We start from the raw sequence: 13,959 nt of genomic DNA, 5'->3' as shown, positions 1-13,959 counted from the left end.
TCCCAAGTAACATTCGGTCATGACTCTCGCGACCGACTCCCTGCCTAACGATCTTCAAGCCTTGAAGGCTCTGGTCTCTGCCCAGCGGGCAGAGATTGAGCGTTTGAAAATGATGATCGCCAAGCTGCGTCGTATGCAGTTTGGTCGCAGCTCCGAGCAACTGGACGCGATGATCGATCAGCTCCAACTGAGTCTTGAAGAGTTGCAAGTCAGCCAGACTGAACTGACGCCGCCAACCGAACCGCCACCTCGCCCTGTCTCTCGGCGCAAGCCATTACCTGAACACCTGCCTCGCGAAATTCACGTCCATCAGCCCGAATCACAGTGTTCTGGTTGTGGTGGGAAACTTCGCCACTTGGGGGAGGATGTGTCTGAGGTGCTGGAGTACGTCCCAGCGCGTTTCAAAGTTCCGCCATGTTCGCCCGAAGCTGGTTTGCCGCTGCTGCGAGCACATCGCTCAGGTACCGACGCCGAGTCGCCCGATAGCCCGAGGCCTTGCAGGCCCTGGGCTACTGGCCCACGTGCTGGTCTCCAAGTTTGTTGACCATTTGCCACTGTATCGACAATGCGAGATCTACGCCCGTGAGGGCGTGGATTTGGAGCGCTCAACTCTGGCCGACTGGGTCGGCCAGAGCAGTCAATTGCTCAGGCCGCTGATCAACGCCCTTGAGCGTCATGTCATGAGCGGCCATAAAGTCCATGCTGACGACACGCCGATTGGTGTACTTGCGCCGGGCAACGGCAAAACCAAAACGGCTCGCCTATGGACATACGTGCGGGACGACCGACCTGCCGGTTACACGACGCCGGCGGCTGTATGGTTTGCCTACTCGCCGGATCGCAAGGGGCAACATCCCCGTGCTCATCTCAAGGGCTTCAGCGGGATCTTGCAGGCTGATGGCTACGCCGGTTTTGCTCAGCTGTATGCTACAGGCACCATTCAGGAAGCTGCCTGCTGGGCTCACGTCCGCCGCAAGTTTTACGATGTCTACACAGACCAGGCTTCACCACTTGCTGGCGAGGCGCTGCAACGGATTGCGGCCCTGTATGCCATCGAAAGCGAGATCCGAGGACAACCGCCAGATCATAGAAAAACGGTTCGGCAAAGTCGGGCGAGTCCACTGCTGGAGCACCTGCACGCGTGGCTTAACCAGACGCTGGCTCAACTGTCGAAAAAATCGACATTGGGCGGTGCAATCCTCTATGCCCTCAACCGGTGGCAGGCTTTAACGCGCTTCTGCGATGATGGCCGAATCGAAATCGACAACAACGCCGCCGAACGGGCGCTGCGCGCCGTCGCGCTGGGCCGCAAAAACTACCTGTTTGCCGGTTCCGATGCCGGCGGAGAACGAGCGGCTGCGATTTACAGCCTGGTGGGTTCAGCCAAGCTCAACGACCTGAACCCGCAAGCCTATTTGACACACGTGCTGGAGCGCATCGCCGACTACCCGATCAATCGGGTCGACGAACTGCTGCCCTGGAACGTTTCTCTCACACTTACTGAGTTCTGCGAGGCTGCCTGATCCATGGCCAAAAATGTTCGCTTGCTAAAACCCGAGCCTGATTTGTTGCTACTGCACATTGAATTGAAATGGATCGAACCTGCCATCTGGCGCCGCGTGGCGGTGCCCGAGAACATTACTTTGAGCAAATTGCACACAGTGATCCAGTTCGCGATGGGCTGGGAAGGTGGGCATCTGCATGAATTTGAAATTGCCGGAGAGAATTACGGCACTCCCGACCCCGATGGATGGGGCCCACCCGTGAACTCCGATGCCCGCAAAACCCTGATCAAAGCGTTGAACGGGAAAAAGACGTTTCGCTACCTCTATGACTTCGGCGATGGCTGGGATCACCGAATCAAAGTTGAAAAGAAATTACCCGCTGTGGCATGTCCTCAGGTGCCGTATTGCATCGACGGCGCCAATGCTTGCCCGCCGGAAGACATCGGCGGTGGGCCAGGTTATGCCGACTTCCTTGAAGTGATGGCTGACCCCAACCACCCAGAGCATGAAGACATGATGGAGTGGCATGGCGGTACCTTCGATCCAACGGTTTTTGAATGGGAGCGCGTCAATCAATGGTTGAAGGAGATTAAGGTCTGAGTTTCAAGGCGGTGTAGCTCGGACGGTTACGATTATTCACCTTGGGGCAAACATCACTCCGGTGTCATGAGCACCACGATACTCATCGTTAATGAACTCCTCATTTGTAGTGATCGTCTCTAAGGCGAACGTTGCAGGCCTTCGTGATGAAGCCCGTAAAAGTCGTTCACCTTTTTTGTGGGGCCAAGGTTTGTTTGAGCCGTTAGCTGTACAAAATAATTATCTGGTATAACTTTTAAAGGCGCCTATTGAGTCATATCGAGGGCTTTGCATGACTAGGCAGACGGGCCGCTTAATCCACCACGCTATCTGTTTTGTTCTGATGCTCCAGAGCGCAGAACTATTTGCTGATTGGCGCGAAGCTTTACCCAATGCTCGTCGGTTGGGTAGCGGGGAGATGCGCGTATTCGGATTCTCCATCTACAGCGCGCAGTTCTGGAGCCCACGCCTGATTGCTGGTGAACCGCTGGGTGCAGATGTGCCTTTTGCGCTGGAGCTGACCTACAGCCGCGCTATTAGTCGCGATGATTTGGTTGAGGCCAGCATCAAGGAAATTCGTCGCCTTTCGCCCAACTCCCTGAATTCAGAGTTGATGGCCCGCTGGGAGCGGGAGATGCGGCAGGCGTTTGTCGATGTGCGTGCCGGTGACCGCATCACCGGAGTCTACATGCCTGGAGAGGGCGTACGTTTTTACGTCGGCGAGAACCTACAGCATGTGGTGAGGGATGATGCGTTTGCCAAAGCCTTTTTTGCCATCTGGCTTGACCCCCGAACACGCAACCCGGAGCTGCGCGCCCAATTGCTGGGTACAGCTAAACCCTGAGACCGTTGAGGAATTGCACATGTTGAAGATAGGGGTACTGCTGCTTTGCATTGGCCTTGCAAGTTGCAGCCGGGTGGATGTGCAAACCTACAGCCAGGAGACGCCCACGCTTGAGTTGCGAGCATTCTTCGAGGGTCGGGTTGAAGCCTGGGGGATGTTTCAAAAGCGTTCAGGCGAGGTCACCAAGCGCTTCCACGTGGAGATCAATGGCCACTCCGAAGGTAGCAGGCTGATCCTCGACGAATCGTTTACTTACAGCGACGGTACTAAGCAAAAACGGGTGTGGACGCTAACCCCAGTTGGTTCTAGTCAATGGCGCGGAACCGCTGGTGACGTGGTGGGTGAGGCGCTTGGTGAGGTGGCAGGCAATACACTGCGCTGGAGATATGTGCTGAGCCTACCGGTGGATGGCAAGGAGTATCAGGTTCAGTTAGACGACTGGATGTACCTTATGGACAAGAACACCATGATTAATCGCTCGTTCATGACCAAGTTCGGGGTGGAGGTAGGCCAGATCACCTTATTCTTCCGCAAGCAGCCTTGAGTCAACGTGCATGGTGTCCGGCCATCCAGTGCAACGCCGGCATCAATATTGCCCATATCAATGCGAGTAGCAGAACGCTAGGCCAAACACCTAGCGGTAGACCTACGTCTGCCAACCTGGCGCCGCCCCAATAGGAGAGAGGCCCAGCAAAGGTTCCTAGTAGGCTGCCCATCCACCAGGGTCGCTTTGTCCAGCTCAGACTGTGACGAAAAGTGCTGGCGAAAAGCAGCCAAAGTATTGCCAGCCACAGCGGCAGAACCAAAGTGACATCGGAAAAGTAGAATAGCCCGAGGTGCAAAAGAGCACTGTCCAGGACCCAACCGCAGGCTGCCACCCGTAACAGACTGCGCCACTCATTAAGGTCGTTGGCAATCCAAATCAGGTGTATAGCTAGGCAGGCGATTGCAATCAGCAGCAGCCACGGCCTTTGCGCACCAAACACACAGGCGAACCAGCCGAGTTGGAACAGCCCAGCGTTCAGCAACAAATGGCCCCGCCCGCTCACGCCTTTAGGCCGAAGGGCTGCGGTCGTGTCCCGGGTTTGGCGAGCAAAAGATGCGCGGTGCCTATGCTTCGCTCTAGGAAGCCACCCTCGCAGTAACACAGGTAGAACTCCCAGAGGCGATAGAACGTCTGGTCGTAGCCTAATGCTTCCAGGTTGTGACGGCTGCGTCGCAGGTTGTAGTGCCACAGGCGAAGGCGAAGTCTATTTGCGTAGTGAAGGCCGAAGTCCTCCATGTGGTGCAGGTTCAGGTCGGTGTCGCGACTGATGCTGTGCAGCATGGCGCTCACTGAAGGCAAGGCACGGCCCGGGAAGATGTAGCGCTAGATGAAGTCGACCGTCTTTTTCGCATGCTCATAGTGCTGGTCTCGAATGGTGATCGCCTGCAATAGCATCAGGCCGTGTTCCATTGGCGCACTGTTTGAAGTAGGTGGGCAGGAAGCGTTGGCCGACTGCCTCGACTGCTAAGCTTATCCACAATTGCTGGGACAGAAATCAGCAATCCGTCCTGGGTCAATTTTCAATCGGCAGGGGTCAGTTTTCAATCAGCGCCAAGGGGGTGCGGCGGAAATCTTGGACTACAGTCAGTCCTTCCCGGCCATCAGGTTTGACGTATCTGAGACGCCAGCCTTTGCGGCCATTGGGTTGGACTAGAAGGTAAAGGCCGTCGCCGTCGAAAAGCTTGTAGGCGCGGTCTGTGGGCTTGGCCGAACGGCAAGCGGAATCGGGGAGTGGAGCAGTGGTGCGCGACATAAGGGTACTCCCTATTATCGAACTGACCTTTATCCCAAACTCTACCCTTAAAACGGCTGGTACCCACCGGGATCCGACGGAACGCCAAAACGAAAAAAACCCGCCAGAAGGCGGGTTTTTCGGGGGTTTCAGAGGTTTTGGAAGCCTTCTCTGGAACTTTGTCTGGCTCCACGACCTGGACTCGAACCAGGGACCCAGTGATTAACAGTCACTTGCTCTACCAACTGAGCTATCGCGGAATGGCGTGTATGTTACTGATTCAAAAAGAGAAGTCAAGCACCTGTTAGCCACTTGGCAGCTTCATGGGGACGGACGGTGGTTTATCGACCGTGGGCGGTTACCAGAATCGCCTCAGAGGTCTACCATGGCCGCCCGGAAGTGGTTACACGCGCTGCCGGCCATTCGCCGAAAAGGTAAGCGCCATGAATCACCCAACCAACACACCTTGCCATAATGGGGTGTTCGCATGAGCATCGCTCAGATCAGCCTGCCCAAAGGCGTCGGCCCTCACGCCGAAAAACTGTTCGACGCAATCACTCAGGCCAGCAGCGCTGATGAATTGAACCGTGCCGGGGGCAAGGCCGAAGGGTTTGTCCTGGGCCTGGAAAGCGCCAAGGCCATCAAAAGCCAGGTCGCCGAATCGCTCTACGTCGCCTATGACGACGCTGCCAGCCAGCGCGCAACCGAACTGGCCTAACCGCCGAAGGTGACGGTGGCGACCATCAATTTGGCGTACAACATCGTTGCGGCCAGTTGCACCAGCCACAAGGCCAGGCCGCCGAGAAACACGCCGGCAGCGACTTGCATCACCAGGTTGTTACTGCGTTTGGCCGGGGTGCGAGGCACGAAGAGGTCCAGCTCATCTCGGTCGGCGCGTAGGTCATCGTTTTTCATGTCGGCTCTCAAAAATTCTCGGGTGTACATAAAACCTTGTGGGAGCGGGCTTGCTCGCGAAGGCGGCGGCACATTCAGCATCAATGTGACTGATCGGCCGCTTTCGCGAGCAAGCCCGCTCCCACATTTGATCTGCGTGCAGTCTAGAGCGGTCGTTCGCTGCGCTGGGAATTTTCTGAGGCAAATAAAACGGGAAGCCCAAGGGCTTCCCGTTTTTTTACCATTCGACGACTCAGATCACCGCAACGATGGCCTTGGTCACAACGTCGATGTTGCTCTGGTTCAACGCGGCAACGCAGATGCGGCCGGTGTCCAGGGCATAGATACCGAACTCGCTGCGCAGGCGGGTCACTTGCTCAACCGTCAGGCCGGAGTAGGAGAACATGCCGCGCTGACGACCGACGAAGCTGAAGTCACGTTGTGGCGCGTTTTTCGCCAGCAGGTTGACCATCTGGATGCGCATGCCGCGAATCCGCAGGCGCATTTCCGCCAGTTCTTCTTCCCATTGAGCGCGCAGCTCCGGGCTGTTCAGCACGGCGGCGACGATGCTTGCACCGTGGGTCGGCGGGTTGGAGTAGTTGGTGCGGATCACACGTTTGACTTGCGACAGCACGCGCGCGCTTTCTTCTTTCGATTCGCTGACGATCGACAGGGCGCCCACGCGCTCGCCGTACAACGAGAAGGATTTGGAGAACGAGCTGGAAACGAAGAACGTCAGGCCCGATTCAGCGAACAGACGCACGGCAGCGGCGTCTTCGTCGATGCCATCGCCAAAGCCCTGGTAGGCCATGTCGAGGAACGGTACGTGACCTTTGGCTTTCACCACGTCCAGTACGTTTTTCCAGTCCGCCGGGCTCAGGTCCACGCCGGTCGGGTTGTGGCAGCACGCGTGCAGCACAACGATCGAACCGGACGGCAGGGCGTTCAGGTCTTCCAGCAGGCCGGTACGGTTAACGTCGTGGGTCGCAGCGTCGTAGTAGCGATAGTTCTGAACCGGGAAACCGGCTGTTTCGAACAGCGCGCGGTGGTTTTCCCAGCTCGGGTCGCTGATCGCCACGACGGCGTTCGGCAGCAGTTGCTTGAGGAAGTCGGCACCGATTTTCAGTGCGCCAGTACCGCCAACGGCTTGGGTGGTGATGACGCGGCCTGCAGCGATCAGTGGCGAGTCATTGCCGAACAGCAGTTTTTGCACGGCCTGGTCGTAGGCAGCTATGCCGTCGATCGGCAAGTAGCCACGGGAAGCGTGTTGAGCGACGCGAATCGTCTCGGCTTCGACAACGGCGCGCAGGAGTGGAATTCGCCCCTCCTCGTTGCAGTAAACACCGACCCCCAGGTTGACCTTGTTGGTACGAGTATCGGCGTTGAATGCTTCGTTGAGGCCCAGGATTGGATCACGTGGTGCCATTTCGACAGCGGAGAACAGGCTCATTTTGCGGCGGCTCTGAATGGAAAGTGGAGGGACGTGTCGCGCTCCAGCCGAATGCACTAGAGCGGTGCACAAACGGGGAGCTAGTATAGAGGCCATCCGCGATTGATGGCGACAGACGATTCGGCTTTTACGGTAAGTTTTTCCGATTATTTTTTGACCGTTAGTCGATTGGCATCGTCAAAGGTTTTACCCGATGTAGGACGTTTGCCTTGAAAGCGCGGGCAATCGGCTCCACATTGAGCACAATCCAGTTTTTTCCTCGGGCGACATCGGTCGTTTGCGGTCTTTCCCGTTGCTGCCCGGTTCGCCCGGACAGGCGCGAACCCAGAGGTTTTTCATGTCTGAATTCCAGCTAGTCACCCGCTTCGAGCCCGCCGGCGATCAGCCGGAAGCCATCCGCCTGATGGTCGAGGGCATCGAAGCCGGGCTGGCGCACCAGACGTTGCTCGGTGTGACCGGCTCGGGCAAGACCTTCAGCATCGCCAATGTGATCGCCCAGATTCAGCGTCCGACCCTGGTGCTGGCGCCGAACAAGACCCTGGCCGCGCAGTTGTACGGTGAGTTCAAGGCGTTCTTCCCGAACAACGCCGTCGAATACTTCGTTTCGTACTACGACTACTACCAGCCCGAAGCCTACGTGCCGTCATCGGATACGTTCATCGAGAAAGACGCCTCGATCAACGACCACATCGAGCAAATGCGGCTGTCCGCGACCAAGGCGCTGCTGGAGCGCAAAGACGCGATCATCGTCACCACGGTGTCGTGCATCTACGGTCTGGGCAGTCCGGAAACCTATTTGAAGATGGTGTTGCACGTGGATCGCGGCGACAAGCTCGATCAGCGTGCATTGCTGCGTCGCTTGGCTGACTTGCAGTACACCCGCAACGACATGGAGTTTGCCCGTGCGACCTTTCGGGTCCGCGGGGATGTGATCGATATCCACCCGGCTGAATCCGATTTCGAAGCGATCCGCATCGAGCTGTTCGATGACGAAGTCGAGAGCCTGTCGGCCTTCGATCCGCTGACCGGCGAAGTGATCCGCAAGCTGCCGCGTTTCACGTTCTATCCGAAAAGCCACTACGTGACCCCGCGAGAAACCCTGCTGGGTGCCGTCGAAGGGATCAAAGTCGAATTGCAGGAGCGCTTGGACTACCTGCGCTCCAACAATAAACTCGTTGAGGCCCAGCGCCTGGAGCAGCGCACCCGTTTCGACCTCGAGATGATCCTCGAACTGGGTTACTGCAATGGTATCGAAAACTACTCGCGCTACCTGTCGGGCCGCGAATCCGGCCAGGCGCCGCCGACTTTGTTTGACTACCTGCCGGCTGACGCCCTGCTGGTGATCGACGAATCCCACGTCAGCGTGCCGCAGGTCGGCGCCATGTATAAGGGCGACCGTTCGCGTAAAGAGACGCTGGTGGAATACGGTTTCCGTCTGCCGTCCGCGCTGGATAACCGGCCGATGCGTTTCGATGAGTTCGAAAACATCAGCCCGCAGACAATCTTTGTCTCGGCCACGCCGGGCAATTACGAGGCAGAGCATGCCGGTCGCGTGGTCGAGCAGCTGGTGCGTCCGACTGGCCTTGTAGACCCGCAAATCGAAATCCGCCCGGCGTTGACCCAGGTTGACGATTTGCTCTCGGAAATCGGCAAGCGCGTGGCGTTGGAAGAGCGGGTACTGGTCACCACGCTGACCAAGCGCATGTCCGAAGACTTGACCGATTACCTGGCCGACCACGGCGTGCGAGTGCGTTATCTGCACTCGGACATCGACACCGTGGAGCGGGTCGAAATCATCCGCGATCTGCGCCTGGGCACCTTCGATGTGCTGGTGGGGATCAACCTGCTGCGTGAAGGCCTGGACATGCCGGAAGTCTCGCTGGTGGCGATCCTCGATGCGGACAAGGAAGGCTTCCTGCGTTCCGAACGCTCGCTGATCCAGACCATCGGCCGGGCGGCGCGCAACCTCAATGGTCGGGCAATTCTCTATGCGGATCGCATCACCGGTTCCATGGAGCGGGCGATCGGCGAAACCGAGCGTCGTCGCGACAAGCAGATCGCCTTTAACCTGGCCAATGGCATCACGCCCAAGGGCGTGTTCAAGGACGTTGCCGACATCATGGAAGGCGCCACTGTGCCGGGTTCGCGCAGCAAGAAGCGCAAAGGCATGGCCAAGGCCGCCGAGGAAAACGCCAAGTACGAAGCCGAACTGCGCTCACCGGGCGAGATCGCCAAGCGTATCAAGGCGCTGGAAGAGAAAATGTACCAACTCGCCCGCGACCTGGAGTTCGAAGCCGCGGCGCAGATGCGCGACGAGATTGGCAAGTTGCGTGAGCGGTTGATTACCGTCTGAGTCTTACGGTGGCTGTTATGGCCTCTTCGCGAGCAAGCCCGCTCCCACATTTGTCCGGCCGGACGCGGTCAAATGTGGGAGCGGGCTTGCTCGCGAAGGCGTCCGACGAAACACCACAATTTTCAGCTAGTGTGCTTCTCCAGCCTTCAACCCCGCCGGCAACGCCTTGGTCAACAACACCGCCAACATGCTGACCCCCAGCGCAATCCCGACAAAGTGAAACGCATCGTTGTAAGCCATGATCGACGCCTGTTGATGCGCAATTTCACTGAGCTTGCCCAGCGCGGCCGTCTCACTGCCAAGCCGATCCGTCAGCGACTTCATGCGCTCGGCCACCTGCGGGTTGGTCGGCACAATCGCTTCACGTAAATAATCAAAGTAAGTCTTGGTTCGCGCATCCAGCAACGTGGCGAGGAGGGCAATGCCGATCGCGCCGCCGAGGTTGCGCAGGATGTTGAACAGGCTCGACGCCGACCCTGCGTCTTGCGGCAAGATGTAGGCGGTAGCGATCAACGAGATGGTCACCATGATCAACGGCTGGCCCAGCGCGCGGATGATCTGGATTTGATTGAACTGCGGCCCGGCGAAGTCCGGGTTCAGTACGCCCGATGAAAAACTCGCCAATCCAAATAGCCCGAAACCCAGCGTGCACAGCCATTTCGGCGAGACGTACTTCATCAGCTTCGGCACCAGCGGAATCAGAAACAGCTGCGGCACGCCCATCCACATGATCACTTCGCCGATTTGCAAGGCGTTGTAGTTCTGGATCTGCGCCAGGTACAGCGGCAACAGGTAGATCGAGCCGTACAATCCGACACCCATCCCGACGCTGGAAATACTCGATAAACCAAAGTTTCGATTACGCAGGATGCCGAGGTTGATCAGCGGATTGGGTTTGGACGTCTGCACGATCACAAAGGTGATCAGGCTGACCAGCGCGATGCTGCCCAGGGTTACGATCAGGCTCGATTCCAGCCAGTCCTTGCGATGGCCTTCCTCCAGAAACACCTGCAAACAACCGAGGCCGACGCCCAGCGTGAGAATGCCCAGGTAGTCGGTGCTTTTCAGCAGTTCCCAGTGGGCTTCTTTCTTCTCCAGGCCGTACATCAGGCCGGCGATCATGATCAGGCCCGGCGGAATGTTGATGTAGAAGATGTATTCCCAGCCCCAATTCTCGGTCAGCCAGCCACCGAGGGTCGGGCCGATAGAGGGCGCAAAAGTTGCGGTCATGGCGAACATGGCCATGCCTTTGGCGCGGTGGTGTTCGGGGAGTTTGATCAGCGTGAGGGTGAACGCCAGCGGGATCAGCGCGCCGCCGGTGAAACCCTGCAAGGCACGGAAGACAATCATGCTTTCCAGGCTCCAGGCCATGGAGCAGAGCAGGGAAGCGGCGAGAAACCCGAGGGAAACCCACACTGCCAGCCGTCGCGCCGAGAGCAACTGCACCAGCCACGCCGTCAGCGGGATCATGATGATTTCCGCCACCAGGTACGAGGTGGAAATCCATGAGCCTTCTTCCAGGGTCGCCGACAGCGCGCCTTGAATATCCTTGAGCGACGAGTTGGTGATCTGGATGTCGAGCACCGCCATGAAGGCGCCGAGCATCACGCTCATTACTGCAATCCAGTCCCGCCGGGTCGGTTCGCCGACCGGACGGATCAGTTGATCACCGGCCATCGTCAGGCGTGTCTTTGATGTTCACTTTGGCGGTGACCGACATGCCCGGACGAATCTTGCCTTGCAGCGGATTGTTCGCGGCGAAGGTCAGTTTTACCGGAATCCGTTGTACGACTTTGGTGAAGTTGCCGGTGGCATTGTCCGGCGGCAACAGGCTGAACTGCGCACCCGAAGCGGCAAACAGGCTGTCGACTCGTGCTTCGATGGGCGTGTTGCTGTAGGCATCGAACGTCAGTTCGGCTGTTTGGCCGGGCTGCATGTGGCCAATCTGGGTTTCCTTGAAGTTGGCCTGAATCCAGATGTCCTGATCCGGGACGATCGACATCAGGTAAGCACCTGCCTGCACATACTGGCCTTCGCGGGCGGCGCGCTGGCCGATCAGGCCGCTGATGGGCGAGTGGATTTCGCTACGGGTCAGGTTCAATTCGGCCTGGGCCAGATCGGTTTTGGCGTTGGCGATCATGGCGTCGAGGCGTTTGATCTCGGCGGCCAGGGAGTTGATTTGTTGGCGCTGACTTTGGGCGTCCGCCTGGGCCTTGGTCACTTGCGAGCGGGCGATGTGGTTGTCGGCGGAGAGGGTGGTCACCCGTTCTTCCGAGACGTAGCCGGGTTTGCGCAGGGTCTGCGCGCGAGACAAATCGATCTGCGAACGACCGAGGCTGGCTTGGCTGGATGCGACTTGCGCCTCGCTGGCGGCGATCAGGCTGGCTTGCTGAGTGAGTTTGCTTCGGGCTTGCACGCGTTCGGCTTCACGGGTGGCGAGGGCGGCATTGGCGCGGTCGACGGCGAGGTGGAAGTCATCGCCTTCGAGCTTGATCAGCAGCTGACCTTTCTCGACGTGCTGGTTGTCCTGCACCAGCACCTGTTCGATGCGCGCGCCCAATTGGCTCGACACACGGGTGATCTCGCCCTGGACATAAGCGTTGTCGGTGCTTTCATAGAATCGCCCCTTGAAGAACCACTGGGCGAAAAAGCCCCCGGCAATCAGCAGGACGAGCAGCAGGAAAATAAACAGGCGACGCTTGAGTTGGGCAGGCATGGGCAGACTGTAGTCGAGAAATTGTAAGGGAAGTTATCAGCGGTCAAATCTGGCATACAGCGAATGATGGGTAAATGCCATCGGCTGATAATCGGCCATTCACCGAGGCTAGAGCGCGTTGTAGACGCAACCTTGGCTTAAATGCCCTGCTCACTGGAGCCGGGCGGGCAACGCCTGTTACCATTCGCCCTTTGTTTTATCTTCATTTCGAGACTTGCCATGACCACCGTCCGCACTCGCATCGCGCCATCGCCTACCGGGGACCCCCACGTAGGTACCGCTTACATCGCTTTGTTCAACTACTGCTTTGCCAAGCAGCACGGCGGTGAGTTCATCCTGCGGATCGAAGACACCGACCAATTGCGTTCGACCCGCGAGTCCGAACAACAGATTTTCGACGCCCTGCGCTGGTTGGGTATCGACTGGAGCGAAGGCCCGGACGTTGGCGGCCCGCACGGTCCTTACCGTCAGAGCGAGCGTGGCGACATCTATCAGAAGTACTGCCAGCAATTGGTCGAGATGGGCCACGCTTTCCCGTGCTTCTGTACGGCCGAAGAACTCGACCAGATGCGCGCCGAGCAAATGGCCCGCGGCGAAACCCCGCGTTACGACGGCCGTGCGCTGTTGCTGTCCAAGGAAGAAGTCGCTTCCCGCCTGGCCGCTGGCGAGCCGCACGTGATCCGCATGAAAGTGCCGAGCGAAGGCGTTTGCGTGGTGCCGGATATGCTGCGTGGCGACGTCGAGATCCCGTGGGATCGTATGGACATGCAAGTGCTGATGAAGACCGACGGCCTGCCGACGTACTTCCTGGCCAACGTGGTCGATGACCACCTGATGGGCATCACCCACGTTCTGCGCGGCGAAGAATGGCTGCCCTCGGCCCCGAAACTGATTCTGCTGTACGAGTACTTCGGCTGGGAACAACCAGAGCTGTGCTACATGCCGCTGTTGCGTAACCCGGACAAGAGCAAGCTGTCCAAGCGCAAGAACCCGACCTCGGTGACGTTCTACGAGCGCATGGGTTTCATGCCGGAAGCGATGCTCAACTATCTGGGTCGCATGGGCTGGTCGATGCCGGACGAGCGCGAGAAGTTCTCGCTGCAGGAAATGGTCGACCACTTCGACCTGAGCCGCGTCTCCCTCGGCGGGCCGATTTTTGACATCGAGAAACTGTCGTGGCTCAACGGTCAGTGGCTGCGTGATTTGCCGGTGGAAGAGTTCGCTTCGCGCCTGCAAACATGGGCGCTGAACCCGGAATACATGATGAAGATCGCGCCGCACGTGCAGGGTCGGGTTGAAACCTTCAGTCAGGTCGCACCGCTGGCCGGTTTCTTCTTCGCCGGTGGCGTGAACCCGGACGCCAAGCTGTTTGAATCCAAGAAGCTGTCGGGCGATCAGGTGCGTCAGTTGATGCAGTTGATTTTGTGGAAGCTGGAAAGCCTGCGTCAGTGGGAGAAGGACAGCATCACCGCAACGATTCAAGCGGTGGTCGAATCCCTGGAGCTGAAGTTGCGTGATGCCATGCCACTGATGTTTGCCGCCATCACTGGTCAGGCCAGTTCGGTATCGGTGCTGGATGCGATGGAAATCCTCGGTCCGGACCTGACCCGTTTCCGTCTGCGCCAGGCGATCGACTTGCTGGGCGGCGTGTCGAAGAAGGAAAGCAAGGAGTGGGAAAAACTCTTGGGCAACATCGCCTGATTCCCACTGTTCTCTGTAATTGGATGGACTCGCCCAAGCCGAGGCGTCAATGCGCCACGGTGGCAGTCTAAACAGCCAACGACAGCGAGGGCGAGTCCATGAAAAATCATAGTTCGATTGATCAATCCCTGTCTTCTTC

General features: G+C 58.1%; 11 protein-coding genes, 1 tRNA gene and 3 pseudogenes. 7 read left to right on the top strand and 8 right to left on the bottom strand.

The window, feature by feature from the left end; all coding sequences use genetic code 11:
- The first annotated feature begins 19 nt into the window (after window positions 1-19).
- The 4 genes and pseudogenes from FQ187_RS27170 to FQ187_RS27155 all read left to right on the top strand — a co-directional run bounded on the left by FQ187_RS27170 (window position 20) and on the right by FQ187_RS27155 (window position 3,472).
- Window positions 20-1,523 (top strand): annotated as a pseudogene (locus tag FQ187_RS27170) (IS66 family transposase).
- A 3-nt stretch (window positions 1,524-1,526) separates the two neighbouring features.
- Complete coding sequence (locus tag FQ187_RS27165; RefSeq protein WP_057978970.1) at window positions 1,527-2,105, top strand: plasmid pRiA4b ORF-3 family protein; 579 nt, start codon at window positions 1,527-1,529, stop codon at window positions 2,103-2,105.
- 271 nt (window positions 2,106-2,376) lie between these two features.
- Complete coding sequence (locus FQ187_RS27160; protein ID WP_149631832.1) at window positions 2,377-2,928, top strand: chalcone isomerase family protein; 552 nt, start codon at window positions 2,377-2,379, stop codon at window positions 2,926-2,928.
- A gap of 19 nt (window positions 2,929-2,947) precedes the next feature.
- The gene (locus tag FQ187_RS27155; RefSeq protein WP_149631831.1) at window positions 2,948-3,472 is read left to right on the top strand and encodes a DUF3833 domain-containing protein; all 525 of its coding nucleotides are present in this window, start codon (window positions 2,948-2,950) and stop codon (window positions 3,470-3,472) included.
- Between the two features lies 1 nt (window position 3,473).
- On the opposite strand, the gene FQ187_RS27150 is transcribed toward FQ187_RS27155, so the two are convergent.
- The 4 genes and pseudogenes from FQ187_RS27150 to FQ187_RS27135 all read right to left on the bottom strand — a co-directional run bounded on the left by FQ187_RS27150 (window position 3,474) and on the right by FQ187_RS27135 (window position 4,966).
- Window positions 3,474-3,977 carry a DUF2878 domain-containing protein gene (locus tag FQ187_RS27150; protein ID WP_149631830.1) on the bottom strand — a complete coding sequence of 168 codons (504 nt, stop codon included), beginning with the start codon at window positions 3,975-3,977 and terminating at the stop codon, window positions 3,474-3,476.
- Window positions 3,974-4,436 (bottom strand): annotated as a pseudogene (locus tag FQ187_RS27145) (class I SAM-dependent methyltransferase); the annotation flags it as partial. The pseudogene FQ187_RS27145 and the gene FQ187_RS27150, both read right to left, overlap by 4 nt.
- Window positions 4,437-4,556: 120 nt before the next feature.
- Window positions 4,557-4,727: pseudogene (locus FQ187_RS27140) on the bottom strand (integrase arm-type DNA-binding domain-containing protein); the annotation flags it as partial.
- 163 nt (window positions 4,728-4,890) lie between these two features.
- Window positions 4,891-4,966, bottom strand: a tRNA-Asn gene (locus FQ187_RS27135).
- 227 nt (window positions 4,967-5,193) lie between these two features.
- On the opposite strand from FQ187_RS27135, the gene FQ187_RS27130 reads away from it, so the two are divergent.
- Complete coding sequence (locus FQ187_RS27130) at window positions 5,194-5,424, top strand: hypothetical protein (protein WP_149631829.1); 231 nt, start codon at window positions 5,194-5,196, stop codon at window positions 5,422-5,424.
- Here FQ187_RS27130 and FQ187_RS27125 read toward each other — a convergent pair.
- Together FQ187_RS27125 and FQ187_RS27120 are read right to left on the bottom strand one after the other, a co-directional pair.
- Window positions 5,421-5,621: a hypothetical protein gene (locus FQ187_RS27125; RefSeq protein WP_149631828.1), complete on the bottom strand. Its 201-nt coding sequence runs from the start codon at window positions 5,619-5,621 to the stop codon at window positions 5,421-5,423. The genes FQ187_RS27130 and FQ187_RS27125 overlap by 4 nt on opposite strands.
- Window positions 5,622-5,853: 232 nt before the next feature.
- Complete coding sequence (locus FQ187_RS27120; protein ID WP_149631827.1) at window positions 5,854-7,050, bottom strand: amino acid aminotransferase; 1,197 nt, start codon at window positions 7,048-7,050, stop codon at window positions 5,854-5,856.
- Between the two features lie 337 nt (window positions 7,051-7,387).
- Between FQ187_RS27120 and uvrB the strand changes: the two genes are divergently transcribed.
- Complete coding sequence (uvrB, locus tag FQ187_RS27115; protein WP_149631826.1) at window positions 7,388-9,403, top strand: excinuclease ABC subunit UvrB; 2,016 nt, start codon at window positions 7,388-7,390, stop codon at window positions 9,401-9,403.
- A 126-nt stretch (window positions 9,404-9,529) separates the two neighbouring features.
- On the opposite strand, the gene FQ187_RS27110 is transcribed toward uvrB, so the two are convergent.
- Entirely contained in the window at window positions 9,530-11,080 is a 1,551-nt protein-coding gene (locus FQ187_RS27110; protein ID WP_149631825.1) for an MDR family MFS transporter, read from the bottom strand.
- Entirely contained in the window at window positions 11,070-12,119 is a 1,050-nt protein-coding gene (locus FQ187_RS27105; RefSeq protein ID WP_149631824.1) for an HlyD family secretion protein, read from the bottom strand. Before FQ187_RS27105 ends, FQ187_RS27110 begins: the two co-directional genes overlap by 11 nt.
- Before the next feature lie 219 nt (window positions 12,120-12,338).
- On the opposite strand from FQ187_RS27105, the gene gltX reads away from it, so the two are divergent.
- A complete protein-coding gene (gene gltX / locus FQ187_RS27100; protein ID WP_149631823.1) occupies window positions 12,339-13,820 on the top strand; it encodes a glutamate--tRNA ligase in 1,482 nt (493 codons plus the stop codon).
- Window positions 13,821-13,959: the final 139 nt, after the last annotated feature.

Origin of the sequence: Pseudomonas sp. ANT_J28 (assembly GCF_008370005.1) — a bacterium.
Classification (GTDB): Bacteria; Pseudomonadota; Gammaproteobacteria; order Pseudomonadales; family Pseudomonadaceae; genus Aquipseudomonas; species Aquipseudomonas frigoris.
The sequence above is the reverse complement of the archived record's forward strand: the minus strand, read 5'-3'. Positions and strand labels throughout refer to the sequence as shown.